Source organism: Ktedonobacter racemifer DSM 44963, assembly GCF_000178855.1.
In the GTDB taxonomy this organism is placed as follows: Bacteria; Chloroflexota; Ktedonobacteria; order Ktedonobacterales; family Ktedonobacteraceae; genus Ktedonobacter; species Ktedonobacter racemifer.
Genome location: NZ_ADVG01000004.1, coordinates 1,921,645 through 1,944,177, shown reverse-complemented (window position 1 = coordinate 1,944,177; position 22,533 = coordinate 1,921,645). Strand labels below are relative to the sequence as shown.

General features: G+C 55.7%; 17 protein-coding genes and 1 other annotated feature. Of the genes, 11 read left to right on the top strand and 6 right to left on the bottom strand.

The window, feature by feature from the left end; translation table 11 throughout:
• The first annotated feature begins 20 nt into the window (after positions 1-20).
• From KRAC_RS50135 to KRAC_RS64185, 6 genes are all read left to right on the top strand, one after another.
• Positions 21-209 carry a hypothetical protein gene (locus KRAC_RS50135; protein ID WP_169461050.1) on the top strand — a complete coding sequence of 63 codons (189 nt, stop codon included), beginning with the start codon at positions 21-23 and terminating at the stop codon, positions 207-209.
• Positions 210-227: 18 nt separating this feature from the next.
• Complete coding sequence (locus KRAC_RS50130) at positions 228-725, top strand: DUF5946 family protein (protein WP_052569278.1); 498 nt, start codon at positions 228-230, stop codon at positions 723-725.
• Positions 726-758: 33 nt separating this feature from the next.
• Complete coding sequence (locus KRAC_RS50125; protein WP_007912856.1) at positions 759-1,886, top strand: ISAs1 family transposase; 1,128 nt, start codon at positions 759-761, stop codon at positions 1,884-1,886.
• A gap of 425 nt (positions 1,887-2,311) precedes the next feature.
• The gene (ltrA, locus tag KRAC_RS50120; protein WP_007920471.1) at positions 2,312-4,108 is read left to right on the top strand and encodes a group II intron reverse transcriptase/maturase; all 1,797 of its coding nucleotides are present in this window, start codon (positions 2,312-2,314) and stop codon (positions 4,106-4,108) included.
• Entirely contained in the window at positions 4,101-4,316 is a 216-nt protein-coding gene (locus tag KRAC_RS50115) for a hypothetical protein (protein WP_040447465.1), read from the top strand. The genes ltrA and KRAC_RS50115 overlap by 8 nt, the downstream gene beginning before the upstream one ends.
• A gap of 270 nt (positions 4,317-4,586) precedes the next feature.
• Positions 4,587-5,555 (top strand): GNAT family N-acetyltransferase, encoded by a 969-nt coding sequence (locus tag KRAC_RS64185; RefSeq protein WP_007920470.1) that lies wholly within the window; start codon positions 4,587-4,589, stop codon positions 5,553-5,555.
• A gap of 30 nt (positions 5,556-5,585) precedes the next feature.
• On the opposite strand, the gene KRAC_RS64180 is transcribed toward KRAC_RS64185, so the two are convergent.
• Positions 5,586-7,403 (bottom strand): serine hydrolase, encoded by a 1,818-nt coding sequence (locus KRAC_RS64180; RefSeq protein ID WP_157508046.1) that lies wholly within the window; start codon positions 7,401-7,403, stop codon positions 5,586-5,588.
• A gap of 249 nt (positions 7,404-7,652) precedes the next feature.
• On the opposite strand from KRAC_RS64180, the gene KRAC_RS50100 reads away from it, so the two are divergent.
• Positions 7,653-7,997: a PadR family transcriptional regulator gene (locus KRAC_RS50100; protein ID WP_007920468.1), complete on the top strand. Its 345-nt coding sequence runs from the start codon at positions 7,653-7,655 to the stop codon at positions 7,995-7,997.
• Positions 7,994-8,386 carry an HAAS signaling domain-containing protein gene (locus tag KRAC_RS50095; RefSeq protein ID WP_007920467.1) on the top strand — a complete coding sequence of 131 codons (393 nt, stop codon included), beginning with the start codon at positions 7,994-7,996 and terminating at the stop codon, positions 8,384-8,386. The genes KRAC_RS50100 and KRAC_RS50095 overlap by 4 nt, the downstream gene beginning before the upstream one ends.
• Positions 8,387-8,528: 142 nt before the next feature.
• Here KRAC_RS50095 and KRAC_RS50090 read toward each other — a convergent pair whose 3' ends face one another.
• The 5 genes from KRAC_RS50090 to ileS all read right to left on the bottom strand — a co-directional run bounded on the left by KRAC_RS50090 (position 8,529) and on the right by ileS (position 16,690).
• Positions 8,529-9,944, bottom strand: a complete 1,416-nt coding sequence (locus KRAC_RS50090; protein ID WP_007920466.1) for an ABC transporter permease — start codon at positions 9,942-9,944, stop codon at positions 8,529-8,531.
• Positions 9,941-10,738, bottom strand: a complete 798-nt coding sequence (locus KRAC_RS50085) for an ABC transporter ATP-binding protein (protein WP_007920465.1) — start codon at positions 10,736-10,738, stop codon at positions 9,941-9,943. The genes KRAC_RS50090 and KRAC_RS50085 overlap by 4 nt, the downstream gene beginning before the upstream one ends.
• A 2-nt stretch (positions 10,739-10,740) precedes the next feature.
• Entirely contained in the window at positions 10,741-12,375 is a 1,635-nt protein-coding gene (locus KRAC_RS50080; RefSeq protein WP_040447462.1) for an efflux RND transporter periplasmic adaptor subunit, read from the bottom strand.
• Between the two features lie 32 nt (positions 12,376-12,407).
• Entirely contained in the window at positions 12,408-13,178 is a 771-nt protein-coding gene (locus KRAC_RS64175; RefSeq protein WP_007920463.1) for a DUF5666 domain-containing protein, read from the bottom strand.
• Between the two features lie 302 nt (positions 13,179-13,480).
• Positions 13,481-16,690: an isoleucine--tRNA ligase gene (ileS, locus tag KRAC_RS50070; RefSeq protein ID WP_007920462.1), complete on the bottom strand. Its 3,210-nt coding sequence runs from the start codon at positions 16,688-16,690 to the stop codon at positions 13,481-13,483.
• 111 nt (positions 16,691-16,801) lie between these two features.
• Positions 16,802-17,069 (bottom strand) — a binding site (T-box leader).
• 926 nt (positions 17,070-17,995) lie between these two features.
• Here ileS and KRAC_RS50065 point away from each other — a divergent pair.
• The 3 genes from KRAC_RS50065 to KRAC_RS50055 all read left to right on the top strand — a co-directional run bounded on the left by KRAC_RS50065 (position 17,996) and on the right by KRAC_RS50055 (position 22,310).
• Positions 17,996-19,009 carry a zinc-dependent alcohol dehydrogenase gene (locus KRAC_RS50065; RefSeq protein ID WP_007920459.1) on the top strand — a complete coding sequence of 338 codons (1,014 nt, stop codon included), beginning with the start codon at positions 17,996-17,998 and terminating at the stop codon, positions 19,007-19,009.
• Between the two features lie 242 nt (positions 19,010-19,251).
• Positions 19,252-20,373 (top strand): LacI family DNA-binding transcriptional regulator, encoded by a 1,122-nt coding sequence (locus tag KRAC_RS50060; RefSeq protein ID WP_007920458.1) that lies wholly within the window; start codon positions 19,252-19,254, stop codon positions 20,371-20,373.
• 233 nt (positions 20,374-20,606) lie between these two features.
• The gene (locus KRAC_RS50055; protein ID WP_007920457.1) at positions 20,607-22,310 is read left to right on the top strand and encodes an ABC transporter substrate-binding protein; all 1,704 of its coding nucleotides are present in this window, start codon (positions 20,607-20,609) and stop codon (positions 22,308-22,310) included.
• Positions 22,311-22,533 lie beyond the last annotated feature (223 nt).

Genomic DNA, 22,533 nt, shown 5'->3' with positions numbered 1-22,533 from the left:
GGTCCATGCTGGCATGTACTGTGAGCGAAGCGACATTCGAGCAGTGGGGTATCTGCCTGCCGCTCACGCTCAGCACCCTGCTCGGCTTCGCCATCATTCTCTCCGGCGCCGGCTTTGTTACCAGCCTGCGCCTTCCCGCCAGGAGACCCGGCCTACCCAAGCCTTCCCACAAAGAATATAATGAAACCAATCTGACATCTACGCGGTAAGGAGCAGTTGTGAATAAAATGGTGATGTGTCCAGGCTGTGGGCTCATTCTGCCTTCAACAGAAGAGCAACTCGATGAGCGCGATCATGCCTCCTCTGCATGCAGGCAGGTGTATGATCAACTATCTGCCTATACCCTGTCATTGCAAGATGTAGACTTCCCTCACCAGTTTGCTGTCGATACATATGCCGCACAGCATGCAGGAACAAACCTCAAACCTATTACGTTGACCTTTGCCCTGGTCGGATTATACCTGGCATGTGAGCACAACTATACCGGGAGACAGGTACAAAGAGCACATATGCTTCTCGCGAAAACCCCAAAACAGTGGCCCTCATTTCGCCTACCAGACACCAAAGCAACGCTGAGCGTCCTGGATGTACTCAACGCACCAGAGAGAGAGACAAAGAATCGACATGCTCCAACAATGGGAGATCTGCAGGGCTGTTGCAAAGTCGGGAATAACATGGCAAAAGGAGGAATAAAACAGAACCTTTCGAGCTTTAGGAATGGTTGAGACATCCAATTCCTCGCAACGAAAGGCCTGTTCATGACTATTACAACACGTTCCAGTCGGCTTGCTCTTCCCAATAAGGCACTCCTCTTCGATGTAGAAGTTCTCTCTGGAGAGTTACAACGCGTCAAAGATCATCGAGATCGGCGCGGCGTGCGCTACTCCTTGGCAGACATTCTGCTGATAGGCCTACTAGCGAAGCTAGCAGGGCAGACCAGTAGCCGGGCGATCGCCGACTGGGCTCAGTTGCGCCATCGAGAATTGAGCCACTTGTTTGGCTTGAGGCACCAGAGGATGCCTCACTACAGCACCTGGAGTCGTATCTTAGCGGCGGCAGTTGATCCAGACGAAGTCGAGCAGGTTATTGGTCACTTCTTTGCACATCAGGTTTCTCGCAGGCTGGCCCCAGGCGAAAGGCATCTGTGCTTAGACGGCAAAACCTTACGAGGCACGATTCCTCTTGGAAGTACACAAGGCGTCCATCTGCTTGCGGCCTCCCTCCCCAAAGAGGGCGTTGTCCTGGCACAAGTCCAGGTCAGCACCTCGGGAAGTGAGGTCAGTGCGGCTCCTCTGCTGCTGGCAACTCTCGATTTGCGTGGAACGCTCGTCAGTGGAGATGCCATTTTTGCTTCTCGCAAGCTGAGTCTGAAGATCTTACAAGCCAAAGGAGACTATCTCTGGATGATCAAGGAAAATCAAAAGCAGATGTATCAGGATCTGCAAACACTCTTTGAGCCACCATCCGTGCGTCCTGGCTGGTCAGCTCCTCCCACCGATTTTCGCTCAGCCTCCTCAGTCAACAAAGGGCATGGGCGGCGAGAAAGACGGCAGATCACCGTGAGTAGCGAGCTTTCTCATTACTCAGAGTGGCCTGGTCTCTCGCAGGTCGCGCAAGCTCGAACGACAACGAATCAACGCGCTGGGGAAGGTGGAGCAAGAGGTTCAGTATGGAATCACAAGTTTGCCGACCTCGGTGGCGACCCCCAAACGCCTCCTGGCACTTGTTCGAGAGCATTGGGGCATTGGTGCGATCCGTTTCGCCGAAATGAGCGAAAGCTCAAGGATGGCGAGCAAGGAGAAAGCTCCTTGACAACTGATCGAGTGATGTGGGGCGCAATTCCCCATCCTCTGGGTGAAAGAGGAAACGCGGCTCCCTCACGGTAGCGACTGGTCATCAATCCGTGAAGCAGGGAGAAATGCGGAAGAGCCTGGACCTCGACCAGGTGGTCTCCGCTACACAGGTTCCTACGGTTAGCGCAAGCGAACGCTCGATGAACCGTCGTCACAGTGAAAGAGCCAACGCGAGGTAAGAGGCTCTGACCAAAATGGTCACGGTCACATAGGGGTCGAGAACATCAATGCGGCTCTCGACTTCACCCCCTTGACCCGGCGGATAGAGACGAACCTACGGGAACGCAAAACACTTGATCGGAACGGAATAACTCTGCGAGAACTCTCGCTGGTGGTCGATCTAGCGAGCAGGCAACCAACCGCATGTTCTCGGAGAGAAGGATTGCCGAAGAAGCAAAGGCCTCTGGGAAAGCCAGAGGATACGCTGACGTCGGCACGGTGAGATGGAGGATAGAGCCATGAGTCACAGGAAAGAAACGGAAGCGATGGTTGTCCCCCAACCAATCGAAGACTGGACACAGACGCCCTGGCGTAAGCTAGAACGAACGGTGTACCGACTGCAAAAACGGATCTATCAAGCCTCTCTTCGTGGCAATGACAAAGCAGTTCACAACCTTCAACGGTTACTCATGAAGTCGAAAGCAGCCCGGACGCTGGCAGTACGCAAGATGACGCAGGATAACCAGGGCAAGCGGACGGCTGGAGTCGATGGAATCAAATCTGTCAAACCAGCCCAACGCCTGGCGCTGGTGAAATACCTTCGTCATCACAAGCAGATCAAACCACAGCCAACCAGACGAGTCTGGATACCCAAGCCAGGAAAGGCAGAGAAAAGGCCATTAGGCATCCCGACGATGCTGGATCGCGCTCATCAATGCCTGACAAAATTGGCGTTGGAGCCCGAATGGGAGGCACGATTTGAGGCTGACAGCTACGGGTTTCGTCCTGGTCGCTCAGCTCAGGATGCCATTCAAGCCATTTTCATTTACATCTGCAAACAGCCCAAATATGTGCTTGATGCAGATATCGCGAATTGCTTCAACCAGATCAATCACGAAACACTCTTACACAAACTCCAGACCTTTCCCGCGATGAGGCGCGCCATCAAAGCCTGGCTCAGAGCAGGAGTGCTGGAAGACAACGTGTTCGAGCCAACGACAGCCGGAACTCCGCAAGGAGGTCCACTGAGTCCCTTACTTGCCAATATCGCCCTGCATGGGATGCTGCAAGCTGTTCAACAAGGCTACAAAGGCAAGGATAAGCCCAGGCTGGTTCGCTATGCAGATGACCTGGTGGTGCTGTATCGAACTCGCGAGGGGATTGAACAGGCCAAAAGCAGGCTAGAAGACTGGCTGAAAGACATGGGATTAGAAATGAAGCCGAGCAAAACCCGTATCGCTCACACGCTCGAAGCGCTTGGGGCAGAAGCCCCTGGCTTCGACTTCTTAGGTTTTGAGATCCGACAGTACTCTGTTGGTAAACACCATTCAGGAACTCTGCACGGGAAACGGCTTGGCTTCAAAACACTCATTCGCCCCAGTAAAGAAGCTATCAAACGGCATCGGGAAGGGCTGCGGGCGGTAGTGCTCGCAGGCACAGGGCTTTCTCAAGGCGCGCTCATTGGGCAACTGAACCCAAAGATCCGTGGATGGTCACGCTACTACCGCAGCGTCGCCGCCAAGAAAACTCTCAATGACTGCGACTACCACCTGTTTCCGCTTCTGCTTCGCTGGGCCAAACGCCGACACACACGCAAGTCTGCGAGTTGGATACGAACGCGCTACTGGCGAACAATGGGACAAGATCACTGGCGCTTTGCAACGCCTGATGGACTCTATCTCAGCGATCACGCAGCAACGGCGATCCAACGCCATGTGAAGGTGAAAGGCACGACCAGCCCGTTCGATGGTAACCTGCTCTACTGGGCGAAGAGATTACAACAATCTCATCCGCTCAACAGGAGTAAACTGGGGGCCTTGCTGCACAAGCAACAAGGGAAATGCCGTTGGTGTGAACTGCACTTTACCGAGAACGATTTGATTGAGATCGATCACATCACTCCCCGCAGTGAAGGGGGTACAGATGCACTCAGTAATCTTTTCGCTCTCCATCGGCACTGCCACGATCAACGACATACAAAGAAGCATGTCTGGGGTACTCATGACACGAGCCATCCCATTGAGGAGCCGGATGAGGGGAAAGCTCTCATGTCCGGTTCTGAAGGCGGGCAGGAGGGAGCGATCCCTCTTGCCTAGCTCTCAGAATGGCTTACATTATCGCCGAGACCGGACCTTTCAAGAAGATCATTCTCAGCTGCGAATGGGCCATGCCCCTCATGTGCTCGCTTTACTCAACAACACGGCCATTGGCTTGATGGCTCGTCGGGGCGAAACCAATCTGCCCCATGCACAACGGACGTTTAGCTATCAGTTCGACAAAGCGTTGGCACACATGGCCGCATGAGAGCGACTGATGAACTTTGCAACAGCCCTGGGGGAGATCTGTACTAGCAGTCTGTCTGGAGGACCTGGGAAGCAGAACAGGCGAAGGTTGCGAACCTCGTCCAGGAACGACTCAACATCTCAATAAAATAAAAAGTTAAAAACATGTGTAAACGTCGATTACGTAGCTTCAAGCAAGCTTAGACCCTACATGCCCTTGACGAAAGTGCTCCTCTACCTTAATATATCTGTTATGGATATATCATAAATGGTTACGGCAAGGAGTGCTTAGATGACGAAGGCAGTCGCTCTTCCCGATGATTTCTGGGTTCGCCCAGCTATAACAGGCGACCTGGAGGCGGTCTTGCAGGTGCTTATCGCCCAGGAAATGGCGGATTTTGGGAAGCCGCTCTCTGAGAGGCAGAACCTCTGGAGGAGTTGGCACGCAGAGGGCTTCAATCTCTTGACCGATACGTGGGTGGTAGGAACATCAAGCGGACACATCATAGGCTATGCCTGTGCCAGGGGGAGTGGACACGTCCGGCTCTTTGCCAACGTGTGGCTGCTACCCGAGTACACTGGGAGTGGCATCGGTGGATTTCTGCTTCATTGCGCTGAAATGAGGGCCGGGGAATGGGTCGCCGCAGCCCCGCCAGGCACACGCGTCACCATGGGGGCAAGCTGGATCAGCGAGCGCAATCAGAGGGCGCAGCGACTCCTGGAACACAAAGACTATAAGAAGATCTACAGCTTCGCCCATATGCAACTTGACCTGGACGCTGCGCCAGTGCCAGCTATGCCAGGCGATGGAATCGTGATACGCCCATTTCGCCCTCAGGAAGATGCCCAGGCCTGCTATGAAGCCGATGAGGAGATCGCACAGGATGAGCGCGGACACGTTCGTCTGGCCTTCGAGGAGTGGCGGCGACGGAAGATCTCTGAAGCGACCTTGATGTTCTTAGCCTGGGATGGGAACAAGGTCGCAGGGCTTGTGAGCGGCGAGACGATGGGTGACCAGGGGTGGATTGGTCACCTGGGCGTCCGGCATTCCTGGCGCAAGCAAGGGCTGGGTATGAGGCTCTTACGCCACATACAGCGAGAGTTTTATCAGCGCGGTATGCACAAAATGACATTGAACGTTGACACGCTCAGTTCAACTGGCGCCTTCCGCCTCTATGAGCGCGCTGGAATGCACACCCTCTTCCAATACCACACCTACGAGAAGGAATTGCGGGCTGGGAAAGACCTACGGATACATTGAGACCAGAATAGAGGCGGCCAACGCCGACATCTAGATAAGCAGTGAGGCAACAGTGTCGCAGACGTGCTGCACAATGGCCTGCCCATCCTCTAAAGAGGCACTTTCCTCTGTATAAATGGAGATGATATAGGTCTCCTGGCCCAGAGTCACGATGCCAGAAGAGTTCACGGCCCACTGATCATCGGGTCCAGGCACCCAGCCGTCTTTCATCGCCACAGTGGCTCCATCGGGCGCGCTATCTCCGACCCCGAACCGCTGATCGGATTCAATATGCTCCATCAGGTTGAGCGCGATATCGCGGTCGTGGGCCGTCAGGATTTTGCCTTCCTGGAGGAGCGTCAGCAGATTCACCATGGTCTGCGGCGTAATTGTACTGTATCCCCAGGCATCGTCACTCGGATTGAGCCCACTCACGCCAATCTTTTGCATATAACTTGCAATCCCTGCCGCACCACCGATCTTATCAAAGAAGAGGGCCGAGGCCGAGTCGTTATCGGAGTTCTCAATCATGGTCGTCAGACGATTCATCTCGTCATCATTCGGCTCACGCCCCTGTTGTTCAAGTGTATCGAAGAACGTCAACATAATGGGCACTTTCATTGAGCTGGCTACGATGAATTGAGCATTGTCATTATAGGTATAATAACGCTGGCGCGACACGTCGTAGACCACGGCACCCGCATTGTTGCCGATCCCGGCAAGATACGTTGCCAGAGCTGGTGAAAGCGCGTCCATTGAGGCCCGGCTCGGTGCATTGCCAGGCGCGGTGAAGGTAATGGCGTTCGCTGGCACCCATCCCTCTCCACCACCTTTTGGCGCTGCCCATTGTATATGGTACCAGAGCATGCCTGTGTCCCATTTCGTATCGCCGAGTAGGGTCAGCGGGAAATTCTGCCCGACGTGCGCCACCGCCTGGCCCGCACTTGGAGCGGAGAGGAGGGCTGTATCTCCTTGCGCCCAGATCGTCTGCTTGGCGCTAATCGCGACGGCAGGCAGGCCAATGGTATGCACATAGTCCGTGCCAGTAGCGAGGCGTTGGACCTGAGGCTGACCCGAGGCGTCCACGATGCCTTGATCGAGTACCAACCCATCGCGCTCAAATGCCTGCACCAACAGGTGATGAGTGCCACCATCCTTCGTAATGCTCAGAGAAAGCGCCTCCGTAAGTGGTGGACCAAAATCCGTTTTCCAACCGTCAGGCGAGGCATCAGAACGATTGACATAGCTCCAGAACGGCTGTGGAATGAAATGGCCCACATCCTGTCCGGCGCGTGTACCTCCCTTGACGAAGATGCCCTTCCCACTCACAGAGGCCGTAGCGGTTTGACCCGCCGCTGGCGCCGCCAGCATGAGGTCGGGACTGGTTGCCTTGCGTAGATCAATATAAGTAAAGTGGCTCTTATCACCACCAAGGGGCACCTGGCTGCCAGCCGTAAGCAAGGCCTGGAGCAGCGGCAGGCGCACGATTCCCGTATTGGCGTCCTTCACGCCATTCTTGCTTAATGCAACCAGCGAGGCCTCGTTCCTTTGCGTATGCCCCTGCTGACTTACTGGCAGGAGCAACGCGCCCGATGCAAAGAACTGCAGCCACCCCTGGTCTGTAGGAAACGCAGCGGTCAGCGGGGCTCCCAGGTTTATCGCCCCTCCATGGTTCTGAGTGTAACGCTCAAAGAGTGGGGAGACGCTCAACGCCTGGGCTTCTGGCACCGAGAAGTCAAAGTCTGGCGCGGTAACTTTGCTTTCACCAGCCCACTGGTTGGCTCCATTATTTGCATTTGTGATTACTGTATTGGCGCCACGAAAGACGCAGCCAGAGTACAAAAGTGCCGAACCGCCAAACATTACCATAAGGAGAAGGAGCCTCATCGTTCGTCTGGAAATATGCCTCATCATCAAGCCGTCCTACCCTTCTAATTTTGATAGAATCATACATATAATTACATAAAAATACGCGAAGGAACATTCAAGATTCTATCAATAATTAGCTCATGCAGCCAAAACAGGGACTAAATTCCTGTTCTAGCACACGTCGTTCCTTCTCTAGATTGCAGCGCAATCTATATTGCTTTACTATCTAGATTGTGATACTATATAGCCATGAAAGCAGAAAGACGAACACAATGGCTTCGCGGGGTCCTGGATCTCTGCGTTCTGGGAGTGCTTGCCGATGGCGAATACTATGGGTACGCCATCACGCAGCGCCTGGAGCAAGCAGGGCTGGGACACATTAAAGGAGGCACGTTGTATCCCCTCCTGGCACGGCTCGAGGAAGCTGGCCTGGTCACAAGCCGATGGACAGCTGGAGAACAAGGGCCAGGGCGCAAGTACTACACCCTGACACAACAAGGGAATCACACCTTTAAAGAACAAGCGGGAGATTGGACATCCTTCACTGAGCATGTCGCAACATTAATCTATCCAAGAGGAGAGAAACAAGAATGACTGATACATATCTTGAGCGGCTTTCCGCCTGTCTCCAACGCTATGGGTTGGACAATCACCAGATAAGTGAGATTCTCGCTGAGGTAGAAAGTCACCTGGCGGAAAGCGGGGAAACGCCTCTGGAAGCTTTTGGGCCTCCAGATGTGTACGCTGAAGAGCGCGTGACTGCCCGCGAACGAGTCGCAGGGGGAGAAATGCAGCGCCGCACGTTTAGCGCCTCAGCCTTCGACGAGATGGCCATTTTGCAAGAAGCAGGCAAGGCGGGTTGGGAACTCACGGATGTCGCCGCATTTGCTCTGTATTGTCAGCGCCCCTGGAATCCCGGGAACATCCAGCAGTGGGAGCCCGTCGCATTGGCCTCAACCGTAACGCGATTATCGACGAGATGATGGCCGATCATTGGGAACCGTGTGGAAACTGGACCCCGTTCCACTACTTCAAGCGCCCTGTAAGACCTGCTGCTGAAGAGTAAAAAACGAAAAATGAGGCGTTACCGGCATATGCCGGTAACGCCTCACCTGTAAAGTATCTTCACTCAGTACGCAAGGCGACGATGGGGTCGAGCTGGGCGGCGCGTTGGGCCGGGTAGAAGCCGAAGACGACGCCGACACCAGCGGAGAAGCCGAAGGCCAGCAGAACTGCCAGCGGACTCAGGACAAAAGGCACATTCGTGAAGAGGGCAATGAGAAACCCACCTCCTATGCCTATAAGAATTCCTACCAGGCCGCCGAGCGCGCTGAGCATCAGGGCCTCGATCAGAAACTGGGTCATGACATCACGAGGGCGCGCCCCGATGGCCATGCGGATACCAATCTCACGCGTGCGCTCGGTGACTGAGACGAGCATGATGTTCATGATACCAATGCCACCCACCAGCAAGGAGATGGCCGCTACGCTCACCAGCAGGAAGGTCAGGGCCTGCGTCGTCGTCTGGACTGTGTCCAGGACCTGCGCCTGGTTCTGGATCACAAAGTCGTCGGAGGCTGGATCACCAATATGGTGCTGTTGCTCCAATACCTGCTGAACGGCGCTCTGGGCGTCGGTCATGTGGGATTGGTCGCTGACCAGCACGTCAATTGAGCTGGCAAACTGGGACCCGGTGAGGCGTCTCTGCGCGGTACTGAAGGGTACGTAGACGACATCGTCGGCATCCTGCTGGCCCGCGCTGGCGCCTTTTGAGGCCAGCACGCCCACAACGGTAAAGGGGACGTTGCGGATACGAATTTGCTGTCCCAGCGGGTCAACTCCCTGGGGTGTGAACAAATTGTCCGCGACGGTCTGGCCGATGACGGCGACGGCACCACCACTCTGCTCGTCCGTGTCTGAAATGAAGTTGCCCTCCTGCATCTGCCAGCTATTGATTGTCTGGAACGAGGGATAGACGCCCTGGATGGTCGATGCCCAGTTCTGGCCCTGGAAAATCACCTGGCCGCTGGCGTTCGCAATAGGGCTGACCGCCGAGACGTTGGGTACACGTGAAGAGAGCGCGTCGGCGTCTGCCTGCGTGAGCGTCTGCAGCGAACCCTGGCCCTGGCGAACGCCGCTCGAATTGGCACTTCCCGAGCGAATAACGAGCTCGTTCGGATTAAGCGTCGAGAGGCGCTGGTTGATGACCGCGGCGTTGCTCTGGCTCACCGAGACCATGACAATGACCGCCCCCACGCCAATGATGATACCCAGCGAGGTCAAGAGCGAGCGCATCTTATTAGCACGTAAGGCCACCACGGCACTTGAGAAGCTCTGGTACAGGGCCAGGGTTCCTCGCCGGCGCCTCAGTCGCCCCTCGCCAGGTCCCTTGCGCTCCAGAGGGGAGGTTGCGAGGGGTGGCGTGATCTTCGCCGTCTCTTGATCCACAAAGGCAAACTCTTCAGGCGGGTCGAAGGCTGGTATTTTTATCGTGTCCTGATCCTCAAGCATGATCTCTTGCTGCTCTTCTGGCGTGTTCATGGTAACTCCTCCGTTTCGTCGGGTGCCGACCATGAAGCGAGCTGCTCCTGCGCGGAGAGGGGGAAGGCGTTGACGCTATCTTCGCGAATTTTTCCATCTCGTAGCACCACTTTACGGTGGCAGTAATTCGCGATATCTGGCTCATGCGTGACCAGGATGATGGTCATGCCACGTGCATTGAGCTTCTGGAGCACCATCATGATCTGGGTGCTTGTTTTTGTATCCAGATTGCCAGTCGGCTCGTCAGCCAGAATCATGGCTGGCGAGGTAGCGAGCGCCCGCGCGATGGCGACGCGCTGCTGCTGACCACCCGAGAGCTCCATTGGTCGATGGTTGGCCCGGCTCCCCAGGCCAACCAGCTTTAAGGCCCACAAGGCCCGTTTCTTGCGCCGCTCAGTAGAGACACCAGCATACACCAGTGGCAGCTCGACATTGGAGAAGGCACTCATCCAGGACAGCAGGTTAAAGCTCTGAAAGACAAAGCCAATCTTCTGGTTGCGCACGTCCGCAAGCTCCCCTTTGTTCATCTGGCTCACGGAGATTCCATCCAGGTAGTATTTCCCGCCAGAAGGCCGATCCAGGCAGCCAAGGATATTCATCAACGTCGACTTGCCCGAGCCGGAGGGCCCCATGATCGCGACCATCTCGCCCTTCTTGATCGAGAGATCGACGCCGCGCAGGGCCTGCACCTCCGTCCGCCCCATTTTATAGGACTTCTTGAGGCGCTCCAGGCGAATGATTGGCGCGTTCTCTTCAGCGGTCGAGACTTCCACAGTCTGTTCTTGATCTAGCATGCTTAGTTTCCTCCGCGTCCACCAGTGCCTCCGTTACCGCCAGCACCTCCGTTACCGCCATTGCCACCACGACCGCCAGCGCCACCGTTGCCACCACCACCGCCCAGGCGGAAGAGGCCACCGTTGCCGCCCGTACCACTACCTGAAGTAGTGCTGCTCCCACCAGTCTGGCCGGTCACTACCTGGTCGTTCGCGTTCAAGCCCGAGAGGACCTCGACATACTGCCCGTTATTCAGGCCAATCTTGATCACGGTGGGGGTCAGCTTGCCATCTTTCAGTTGCAGGATAACCCTTGTATCGCTCTGCGCGCCGCCAGTGCCGCCGGTGGATGAACCGTTCAGGTTGTTTCTCAGCAGCGAGAGATACTGGGCGCGATCAATCTCTCCGCTCTGTAAGGCAATACTGGGGAAGCTCAAGGCGGTGGCCGGAATGAGCAGGGCATCGATACGCTGGGCGGTGGTGATATTGACCGTCGCCGTCATGCCTGGATAGACGCGGGCTGAGCCAATGCTCTGATTATCCACCGCCAGCATGACTGTATAGTTCACAACGTTCGAGGTCACCTGGCCAATGGTGTTGATCGAAGCTACCGAGGCGCGGAAGGTCTGCGAGGGGTAAGCCGCGAGCGTAAACTGCGCAGGCTGCCCAACCTGGATGCTACCAATATCGGCCTCGTTGATCTGTGCCGAGACCATCAGCTTGCCCGTATCCGTCAGGATGATAAATCCCTGGCTGCTACTGCTGCTACTGCTGCTGCTGCTGCTACTACTACTGCTACCACCACCGCTACTGCTGCTAACGCTACCAGAGGAGGAGACGTTCTGCCCAATCGTTCCATTAATGGTCGCTACGGTCGCGTCAACCGGGGACTGGAGCACAGCGTTGGTGTTGGCATTCGCCAGGGCGTGCTGGGCTATAGTCAACGACAGCAGGGCTTTATTCAGGTTATCCTGCGCCGAGGTGACTTGATTCTGCGCCGAGACTGCCTGGTTATACGTCGATGTATTGCTACTATCCGCCTGCTTCTGTGCCTGCGCGTACTTATCCTTTGCTTGCTGACAAGTTACTTGAGCATTAGCATCATTACACTTGCTCAAATCACTCTGCTCCTGGTCATATGCCAGATTCAAGTTCGCAGTGTTGACACCTTGCTGCTTGCTCACATTGTTCCAGGCAGTACCAGCCGAGTTGATGGCCGAGTTCAGCGAATCACGCGCCGAGTTGACATCCAGCTGCGCTTGCGCGATGTTATCCTGAAGGGTTGTGGTATCAACAACTACCTTGGCCAATTTCTGCCCCTTGGTCACATGTTGCCCAATCTGGACATCGATCTCGCTGATCTGGCCAGCGGTGCCAAAGTTCAAGGGATACTGCGCGTTCGCGGCCACAGGACCAGTCGCGGAGACCTTTACGCTAATATTCCCGGTCGTCGCCGTCACCTGGGTATACTGAATGGGCTTAGGCTTCGTTGTGCGCCAGTAGAGAACGCCGCCCACCAGCAAAACGACTATCAGGATGACCGATACAATGATCATCCAGCGCGGAAAACGCCGTCTCGCCTTCTCCTCGCCCTCCGGGCCATCCAGGTCTGGCTCTTCTTCATCTAACAAAGGAATATCTTCTATCTGTTCAGCCATATCTCTCATCTTTCATAAAATAATGTGCACCATTAATTTCCTGCTGGGGATTGACTATTGCTTCCGGCTGGCAGGATGGCGATGTTTTGCGCGTCAACGCTGCCGTCCTTCTCGGTGCTTCCGGTCACGGTTACAGTCTCGCCTGCTTTCAAGTCAGAGACGGTCGCGCTACTTATCTGCATAATGTTTGTGGTGCTTGCCAGGTTGATGGTATAGTCATCGCCCTTTGTATCCGTTACCGTCAATATATTATTGTTTAGTTGTCCCACGGTCCCGCTCAACGTATGCGTGCCATTGGCGTTGGTGCGCACGCCACCATTGCCATTGCCATTGCCAGTGGGAGTACGCTGGCGAGCAGGCGCGCAGTTCGCGTTCGGGTTGTTGCCGCGCTGCTGCCGATTGTTCCTGAACGCACCACTATTGCCATCGGTAAGCACGATCTGGGTCGCCGTGTACGTGCTGTTATCGCTATTTTGCTTCACCACAGCGGAGACAAACACGCCTTCCTTCACATCACTGGCCGCTACAGCTTTCTCTTGCGTAAAGCGTGTCGTCTTTTCGAGGTGCGCAGTGACGCTTTTCCCCTGTCGGTTCATCACAGAAAGTGTATTCCCGTCAACGCTCTTGAGCGTCCCGCTCACGGGCCTGAAACGGGCAGAAGAGGTACAATTAGTCGCCGTAGGAGTAGAACTTGCAGCGGTACCTTGAGAGGGGGATGAACCACACCCACTCAGAAGGAGAGCGCAGAGCAAGACTCCCGCCAACCCTCCAATAATAGTCTTATGCAAATTTTGCCCAGACATTGAAATATGTCTCCTTTTCGATACTGACAAGGGGCTGTTCAGTATAGTTACGGCTCCGCAACCACACTGCATGATACAATTAGAACTAATAAAACTCTTCAAAAATATATATGATAGGCCTGTTAAAACACACTTCAAGGATATACCTCTCAAGATGAAAATCTAACACAGAGCCTCAGAAAAAACCTCAAGCAATTGTAAAATCTTTGAAAATTTTCGCTCTATAGATTCTTTTGTGGACAAACAAGCAAAAAGTCGAGCCGTGGCGCATGCCACGGCTCGACTTTTTGCTTGTTATGATATTACACGCGCTGAACAGCGATGGTGACGTTGCCGCCTTCAAGTTCGGCACTGGTGGTATGATAGCCACCGTTGCTCGCGCCAAGCTCCAGCGAGTTGGCCAGCGTCTCGCTGCTGATGACGCTGCTGTGGGAGTTCAGGACGGCTTGCAAGTCCAGCTTGCCCTCCGGTTGCAAGCGCACCTGGATGCGATCCGTGATGCTAAAGCCAGCCGACTTACGCGCGTCCTGGATCAGGCGCACCAGGTCACGGGCAATGCCCTCCTGCGCCAGTTCAGGCGATACCGTTGTGTTGAGGGCGACGACGAGACCGTCGCTCTCCGCCACGGCATACCCCTCGGGCGAGGTGGCGAAGACCAGGACATCCTCAGAGACCAGGTGCAACGTCTGCCCATTGACCTCAAGGGCGACGCTCTCACCCTTCTCCAGCTTGTGGGCGGCCTGGGTGGCAGCCTCGCCCGTCAGGGCGCTCAGGGCGCTCCGGATCTGCGGAATCAGGCGACCATGCTTCTTACCGAGCACCGGCAGGTTCGGCTTGAAGTAGTACTCCACCAGGCCGTCCTCGACGCCCAGGAAGCGCACGCTCTTGATGTTCAACTCGTCGCGCAGCTCGCTCTCGAAGCGACGCAGCCCCTCCACCGTGGCGTTGCTACGCGTCAGGCGAATGAGCAGCTCGCTCAAGGGCTGGCGGATACGCAGCGAGGCATTCTGGCGCGCCGAGCGCCCCAGGTTGACCGTCTCCAGCAGCAGGCCCATATCAGTAACAAGCTGGCTATCCAGGCGCGCAGGATCGGCCACCGGCCACTCGGCCATGTGCACGCTCTGCGGCGCGCTGGAATTCTGGCTGGCAACCAGGTTCTGGTAGAGCGACTCGCTAACATAAGGCGTAAAGGGCGCCATAAGCTTAGCCAGGGTCGTCAGACAGGTGTAGAGCGTGAGGTAAGCGGCGTGCTTATCCTGGTCGCTCTCGGCCTTCCAGAAGCGGCGACGGTTGCGCCTGACATACCAGTTCGAGAGATCCTCGATAAAGCTGACCATCTGGCGCGTAGGACCATGAATATCATAGTTGTCGAGCATGCCAGTGGCATCGCTGATCAAGGCGTTCAGGCGCGCCAAGATCCAGCGGTCGATCAACTGGAGCTCGACGCCCGCGAAAGGATCGCCCTCCGCCGGGGCCTGCCAGCCATCGATATTGGCGTAGGTCACGAAGAAGGCATAGGTGTTCCAGAGCGTCAGCAGGAACTGGCGCTGCATCTCGTTCACCAGCTCGAACGAGAAGTTGCGCGAGTTGTAGGGAGGCGCGGAGGCACACATAAACCAGCGCGTCGAGTCGGCGCCGTAGGACTCCAGCAGCTCCCAGGGATTGACGGCATTGCCGCGCGACTTCGACATCTTCTCGCCCTTGGCGTCCAGGATATGGCCCAGGCAGATCACGTTCTTATACGCCGGGCGATCAAAGAGCAGGGTCGAGATGGCGTGCAGGGTATAGAACCAGCCACGCGTCTGATCGATAGCCTCTGAGATGTAGTCGGCCTGGCCCGCCTGCGCGAAGATCTCCTCGTTCTCGAAGGGATAGTGCCACTGCGCGACCGGCATCGAACCTGAGTCAAACCAGCAGTCGGCGACATCGGGAACACGATGATAGCTGCCACCACACTCGCAGCCCCAGGTGATCTCATCCACATACGGGCGGTGCAGGTCCAGCTCCTTGAGGTCACGCCCGGCCTTCTGCGAGAGGTCGGCGACCGAACCCACCACGTCGGTCTTCTCGCACTTATCGCAGATCCAGATCGGCAGGGGCGTGCCCCAGTAGCGCTCACGGCTCAAGGCCCAGTCAACATTGTTCTCCAGCCAGTTGCCGAAGCGCCCCGTCTTGATGTGTTCGGGAACCCAGTTGATCTGCTCGTTGTTGCTCAGCATCTCGTCGCGGAACTTCGTTGTACGCACATACCAGGAGGGCTTGGCGTAGTAGAGCAGGGGTGTATGACAGCGCCAGCAGAAGGGATAGCTGTGGCGCACGCGCTCGCCCTTGAAGAGCAGGCCGCGCTCCTTCAGGTTGCGTGTGATGACGGGATCGGCCTTTTTAAAGAAGAGGCCGCCGAAGCCCAGTTCATCATAGGCCGAGAGCGTATTACCTGCCAGGTCGACCGAGAAGAGCGTTGGCAGGCCATGGGTCCGCCCGATCTCCAGGTCACCATAGGCGGGCGCGATATGCACCAGGCCCGAGCCATCCTCCAGCGAGACATAGTCGTCGGCGATGACACGGTAAGTGTTCTCCCAATTCACCTGCTCGCCTACCCCTGGAACGCCCTTGAAGAGGTTCTCATAGCGCAGGTCGCGCAACTGGTTGCCCTTGAAGGTCGCCAGGACTGTGTATGCTCCCTCGCCCAGAACCTTGTCGGCCAGGGCCTGCACCAGCAGCAGGCGCTCATCCTTATACTCAACCAGCACATAATCGGCATCGGGCTTGACCGCGACCGCCACATTGGCGGGCAGGGTCCAGGGCGTGGTCGTCCAGACCAGCAGGGCGGCGCCCGCTAGCTCCGAAGCTAATTCATGCCCGGTCTGGCGCACACGGAAGCGCACCCAGACGGAAGGGTCATCGACATTATCCTCAAAGCCCTGCGAGACCTCGTGGTCTGAGAGCGAGGTGCCACAGCGCGGGCAGTGCATCGTGACTTTATAGTCGCGGAAGAGCAGGCCCCGATCCCAGAAGGTCCTGAGAATCCACCACAGAGACTCGATATATTCATTAGTATAGGTGATATAGGGATCTTTGAGGTCGATCCAGTAGGCGATGCGGTTCGTCAGCCGCTCCCACTCCTGGACATAGTTCCAGACGCTCTCTTTACAGGCCTTGTTAAACTCGGCGATGCCATACTTCTCGATATCGGGCTTACCTGAGAAACCGAGCTGCTTCTCCACCTCAAGCTCGACAGGAAGGCCATGCGTATCCCAACCACCGCGTGCGCCCAGGATATACTGGCCCCGCATACGCCGGTAACGGATCACGACATCCTTGCTTGTGCGCGACTCGATATGATGCACGCCCGGGCGGCCATTGGCGGTCGGCGGCCCCTCAAAGAAGACAAACGGCTGCTTCCGGTCTCCATGGGCGAGCACCTTCTCCACCACGCCATGCTCCTGCCACCACTGCTCCACCTGTTGTTCGAGGGCAGGAAATGATTGCCTCGTCTCAATCTCTTTAAACATGCTCTTCAACGCTCCAGATACTGTCTACAACCAACCATGCGCTATTCGGATATTCAGGTAACTTTCTAATGAAACAATCGGAAAAAAGTGCATAAAAAAAAGCCCGCCCCAACTGGGGACGAAGCTTGAAAGGTTCGCGGTACCACCCCTATTGACGTCCCTACACAGCCCTATGAGGGCAAGGCACGTCCACTCGATGAGATGCCAACACATCTCTGCCCTGCTAACGGGGGGCAAGGCCGGTCCGCTTACTTTGTCAGGCGACGTTCAGCGTTCAGCTCAGGAGTGATATTCGGCGCGTCTCCAGTAGCACTCTCATCAGCCGTGCTCTTTCTGTACCGGGCAACCTGCGCGTACTCGTCTCCCTCAACACTTTTCAGTGAGTTCGGTCATCTGCATTATAGCACACCCGTCCACCCTGTAAAAGAGGCTGGTAATAGCAAGATCCCCCGCCCATGCAGGTGCGAAAGGAAGTGCTTCTGAAGGGCGCACCTACCAGGCCCCTCCTGCATGGGCGGCGAGCCTCGTCGCCAGAAAAAAGGCGACTCGTCTCCCCAAAAATGGGCGACTCCAGGGCTACTTCAGCTCACACCATGGGCGACTCGTCTCCCTCAGAGGTGGCGACTCATCTCCCTAACGTTAACGTTATATTATTAAATTTTATTAAAAACGTTAACGTTAGGGAGGTAGCAAGCTACCTGAGCCAGATCTTTGGGGAGACCTCTTAGCAACAGGGCTATTACATCCAGCTTGCTCACCAGCACAATAATCCCCAAGCCTGGCTGGGGCACTTCTGGAGACCCTCTTTGCCCAGCAACGCGGCTCCGTCCGTAATCCAGGGGCTACTTCTACAAGCGCTGCGCGGCCCTACACAAGGCGACCCCAACCGAGACCATTCAGCTTGTAGAGCGCTCTGGCGCCTACACCTATGCCAAACAAAACGCCTAAAAGACATCTTCGCTATGCCCCAGGCAATGTAGGAGGAGGGCTTGGGCATGGTGATTGTTGAGTGCTCAAACAGAGAGCCGCCCTCATTGACGTACACTTCTTAGCGTTACTATACTGAAACAGCCCCAAAAGCTGGTAGGGACCCGCTTTAGCGCGTCCAAAGGCGATTAATCGTCTGTAGGCGCAGCTCAAAACGTCTCCTCTTGAGAGAGTTGCGTTTTTCAAACAAAAACAGGCTTATGCTGTACTGCCATTAATGGCATTTGGACGCGCTAAAGCGGGTCCCTACCACAAGGGAGCGTCTCGCGCGTATGAAGCGTACAATAATTTGAATGGAAGCCCGGAAGGAGTACTTTATTGAAATCGCTCAACGTTATTTTTACGAGCAAGAACCAGGTCGAGGTACACGAAGAGGCTGTACGCGAACTGGGACCCGATGATTTTCTGCTCCAGGCCACGCAGTCCCTCATCAGTACAGGGACCGAGGGCATCTGCTTGAGCCGCAACTTTGAGCCTGGCTCGCACTGGGATAACTGGGTCAAATATCCCTTTCATCCTGGCTATAGCATGGTTGGGCGCGTCATCGCCGTTGGCAAGAATGTCCAGCATGTACGCGAAGGGGATCGCGTGGCCCTGCGCCATAACCACAAGCAATACTCAGTCGTATCCGCCGACGAGGATATTTACCGCATTCCCGAGGGCGTGAGCGACGAGGACGCGACCTGGTTCCACCTGGCGACCATCGTGCAGGTCGGGATCAGGCGCGCCGAGCACCGCCTGGGCGATGATGTGGCGGTAGTGGGCCTGGGCCTGCTGGGTCAGCTCGTCACGCAATATACGCGCCTGCTTGGTGCGCGCCAGATTATCGCCATCGACGTAGCGGAGCAACGCCTGGTCATAGCCCAGGCCCATGGCGCGACCACAGTGCTCCAGATGGGGGTGGAACAGGCCCGTGAGGAGATCTTGCGCCTGACCGAGAACCAGGGCGTCAATGTGGTATATGACGTAACGGGTGCCGCGCCAGTCTTCGCGCAGGCTCTGCCCCTGCTGCGCTCCTTTGGCCGCCTGGTGCTGCTCGGCGATACTGGCACCCCCACGGCACAGCATCTGACCAAAGATGTCATCACAAAGGGGCTGACCATTGTGGGTGCGCACGACATGCACGCCGAGTTCCCATCTAGCGACTCCGCCCACTGGAACAACCTGCGCCAGGCCGAACTCTTCTTCCGCTATTTACAGCGTGGCGATATGCACGTCAACAACCTGATCACGCACCGCTACTCGCCCCACGAGGCACCCAAGGCATACACCTTGCTCCAGGAGCGCCGCGCCAGCGCCATAGGCGTCATCTTCGACTGGACCCGTTTGTAGTAGTTTTTCTTTCTGCTGATTATGTTGGGGAATCCCAACATAATCAGCAGAAAAACCCTTGACTTTTAACTTGCTCATCAGTATACTTCTTTGTAAGCGTTACCGTAACCGATTACGGAACGATATTTATTTCGCGACAGCCCTGTTTCTCTTTCCTTTACACACGCAAACTTCTCTACGTAAGAGACGATGCGTGCGCGACCCTGGTGTATGCGACGTAGCTAACCAATAAGGATAAGATTATGGCAAGGAAGCGTACCATTGGCGATATTGCTCTCCTGGCAGGTGTCTCAAAAGCAACTGTTTCACGTGTTCTCAACCAGAAGCCTGATGTTGATCCAAGCACGCGTGAGCGCATCCTTCGCATTGTCGAAGAAGAAGGCTTTGTCCCAAGCCTGACTGCCGCGGGCCTCGCCCGCAGGCATAGCCACCTGATTGGCGTTCTGGTTCCCTCTTTCACCTGGCCTATGGTCCCCGATATCGTTTGTGGCGTCGCTGAAGCTATCGGCCTTACCCCCTATGAACTCGTGCTCTATAGCATCAATGATAAGACCCGCGCCGACGGCAAGGGCGATGTCATCGATCACATCCTGGCCTCCGACCTTGTCGCGGGCCTGCTCTCGATTCTGCCGGGACTCCCCGCTAAACATGTCATACGCCTGCACCAGTATGGCTTCCCTGTGGTTATGATCGATGACCGAGAGCTTCCTTCGGATGTCCCCTGGATCAGTGCAGATAACCAACAAGGCGCCTATGAGGCAGTATACCACCTGTTGAAGCTCGGCCACCGCCGGATCGCTCACATCCAGGGCCCCGTAGATCTTTACTGTTCCCGCCAGCGCTACCAGGGCTACTGCCGGGCGCTTGAGGATTATGGTATACCCGTCGATCCCACACTCGTTGTCGAGGGCCTGTTTAGGCGTAAATCAGGAATGGAGGCCGCACAGAAGCTTTTCTCGCTTCCACAGGGGCAACGCCCCACGGCTATTTTTGCGGCCAGCGACGATATGGCTTATGGCGTTATAGCATACGCCGAGGAGCATGGTATACGCATTCCCGATGATCTGGCTCTGGTCGGCTTTGATGGCATCTCCTCTTCCGCGCATGTACGACCACCCTTGACGACCGTTAAGCAACCCTTTCAAGAGATGGGGCGACAGGGCGCAAAGCTGCTGATCTCCATGATTGAACACGCCCATCGGCAACGCGCATATATTCCACCGGGTGCCGGTAAACACGCGACATTACTCCAGCCAGAGGACGAGCAGGTTCAGCAAATTCACCTGGCAACCAGTCTCCTGGTACGCGCCTCCTGCGGCGCGAGGCAGAGCCAGGCGGTTTCATCCATAGAACAGGTAACATAAAGTGCTTCCCAGGAATAGCATTGTTCACGAACTTATCTTATAAGATTAGTGTGTCGCCGAGGCCAGGCATGCGACCTCACTCATTGTATGCCTGACCCGGGCGAGTCACCTATAGCGCCCACAGCGCAAATTCATGACTATAGAAAGGAGTTTATATCGAACTTTATCAGTTTAGCAGCTTTTCAATGACGAATGGACTAAACTTGTTTCTTTGTTTTTTTAAGGAGGTTTCAATGACACTGCGATCTCTGACAAGGTTCTTCAAAGCGAAGAAGAACACTGGAGCATTGCTCACCACGCTCCTACTTGTCCTGGGCATGGTCCTGGCCGCCTGCGGTGGTAGCAGCAGCAACGGCAATGGGCAGAACGCGCACAATAATTATCTGACCATCTCAACCGGACCAACCGGCGACTTCACCAAAAACTTCGGGCCTTATACTCCAAACGCTAATCCAGGCACAGTAGGTATGGTCTATGAGACCCTTCTCTACGTCAACGGCTTTAGCGGTAAGGTCACGCCCTGGCTGGCGACCGACTATAAGTTCTCCAGCGATAACAAGACGCTGACCTTCACCACGCGCAAGAATGTCAAGTGGTCCGATGGACAGCCCTTCTCCGCCGCTGATGTTGCTTTTACCCTCAACATGTTTAAGCAATATCCCGCGACGGACACCAACGGCCTCTGGAACTATTTTGACAGCGTGACCGCAACCGATGACAACACCGTCGTTATCGCCATGAAGAAGGTGTACACACCTATTCTCTATAGCGTCGGTGGCACCACCTGGATCGTTCCCAAGCACCTCTGGGCCAATGTGGGCGATCCACAGAAGTACACCAATCCAACTCCTGTGGGTACTGGCCCCTTCACGCTGAAGTCCTTCAGCCCTCAGTTGCTGGACTACACCAAGAATCCCAGCTACTGGCAGGCGGACCAGTTGAAAGTCAATGAACTGCGCTATCCGTCGTACAACTCCAACCAGTCCCTGGAACTGGATATGGACAAAGGTAACCTCGACTGGGTCAGCCTGTTCACACCTAACCTGCAAAAAGGCTATCTCGACCGCGATCCCCAGCACAACAAATACTGGTTCCCCTCGGGCAACAACGTCTCGCTCTACATGAACCTGACGAAGGCTCCATTCAACAATGTCAATGTCCGTAAGGCCATCAGTATGGCGCTGGATCGCGACAAGATGTTCCATGTTGCGGAGAGCAACTTCGAGCCCGTCGCCAACCCGACCGGCCTGATCCTCCCCGCGCAGAAGGATTACCTCAATCCCGAGTATCAGAACCTGACCTACCAGGCCCCCAACGTCTCTCAGGCGACACAACTGCTGGAGAGCGCTGGCTTGAAGAAGGGTTCCGATGGCATCTATGTCGACAAAGACGGCAAGAAGCTCTCCTTCAACCTGAACGTGGTCACTGGCTGGAGCGACTGGGTCACCATGTGTCAGATGGTCAATAGCGACCTGAAGGCTATCGGTATCCAGACCACCGTAAACGCCATTGCATATAACTCCTATGTGAATGCCCTCAATACCGGCAGCTTTGATATGAGCATTGGTAGCGTCGGCAGTGGTCCCTCGCCGTTCTATACCTATAACAACGTGCTCAGCAAGGCCAAGTCCGCTCCTATTGGTGGGACAGCGGTCTCCAACTACGAGCGCTGGGAGGATCCGACGACCGATAATCTGTTAACTCAGTATTCGACGACGACCGATCCCAACGTGCAGAAACAGGCCATTCAGGGTCTGGAGAAGATCATGGTCGAGCAAGTTCCGGTCATCACACTGGTCTACGGTGCGGACTGGAACGAGTACAGCACCAAGAACTTCACAGGCTGGCCCACCGCTGACAATCCGTACGCGGTTCCGCCACCCTGGCAGTACCCTGATGCGGCCATTGTCATACTCCACCTGTCACCTGCACAATAGTCTCTCGTAACACTTGTTCTGGAGAGTTTCTGGGCCTCATCAGCCCAGAAACTCTTCCATGCTTACGTGGTTCATCCAGACGGTAGGGACCAGCTTTAGCGCGTCCGAAGGCGATTAATCGCACTTCGGCGCTAGCCCAAAACGTTCCTGCACCGTATCGCGTAATGGGTCACTTGTTCTCTGGAAAAAGCCAGGCTAGCGCCGCACTGCCATAAATGGCATT

Coding starts and splice junctions, on each gene's coding strand:
- KRAC_RS50130 (WP_052569278.1), top strand. CDS start 228: ATGGTGATGTGTCCAGGCTGTGGGCTCATTCTGCCTTCAACAGAAGAG.
- KRAC_RS50125 (WP_007912856.1), top strand. CDS start 759: ATGACTATTACAACACGTTCCAGTCGGCTTGCTCTTCCCAATAAGGCA.
- ltrA (WP_007920471.1), top strand. CDS start 2,312: ATGAGTCACAGGAAAGAAACGGAAGCGATGGTTGTCCCCCAACCAATC.
- KRAC_RS64185 (WP_007920470.1), top strand. CDS start 4,587: ATGACGAAGGCAGTCGCTCTTCCCGATGATTTCTGGGTTCGCCCAGCT.
- KRAC_RS64180 (WP_157508046.1), bottom strand. CDS start 7,403: ATGGTAATGTTTGGCGGTTCGGCACTTTTGTACTCTGGCTGCGTCTTT.
- KRAC_RS50100 (WP_007920468.1), top strand. CDS start 7,653: ATGAAAGCAGAAAGACGAACACAATGGCTTCGCGGGGTCCTGGATCTC.
- KRAC_RS50095 (WP_007920467.1), top strand. CDS start 7,994: ATGACTGATACATATCTTGAGCGGCTTTCCGCCTGTCTCCAACGCTAT.
- KRAC_RS50090 (WP_007920466.1), bottom strand. CDS start 9,944: ATGAACACGCCAGAAGAGCAGCAAGAGATCATGCTTGAGGATCAGGAC.
- KRAC_RS50085 (WP_007920465.1), bottom strand. CDS start 10,738: ATGCTAGATCAAGAACAGACTGTGGAAGTCTCGACCGCTGAAGAGAAC.
- KRAC_RS50080 (WP_040447462.1), bottom strand. CDS start 12,375: ATGGCTGAACAGATAGAAGATATTCCTTTGTTAGATGAAGAAGAGCCA.
- KRAC_RS64175 (WP_007920463.1), bottom strand. CDS start 13,178: ATGTCTGGGCAAAATTTGCATAAGACTATTATTGGAGGGTTGGCGGGA.
- ileS (WP_007920462.1), bottom strand. CDS start 16,690: ATGTTTAAAGAGATTGAGACGAGGCAATCATTTCCTGCCCTCGAACAA.
- KRAC_RS50060 (WP_007920458.1), top strand. CDS start 19,252: ATGGCAAGGAAGCGTACCATTGGCGATATTGCTCTCCTGGCAGGTGTC.
- KRAC_RS50055 (WP_007920457.1), top strand. CDS start 20,607: ATGACACTGCGATCTCTGACAAGGTTCTTCAAAGCGAAGAAGAACACT.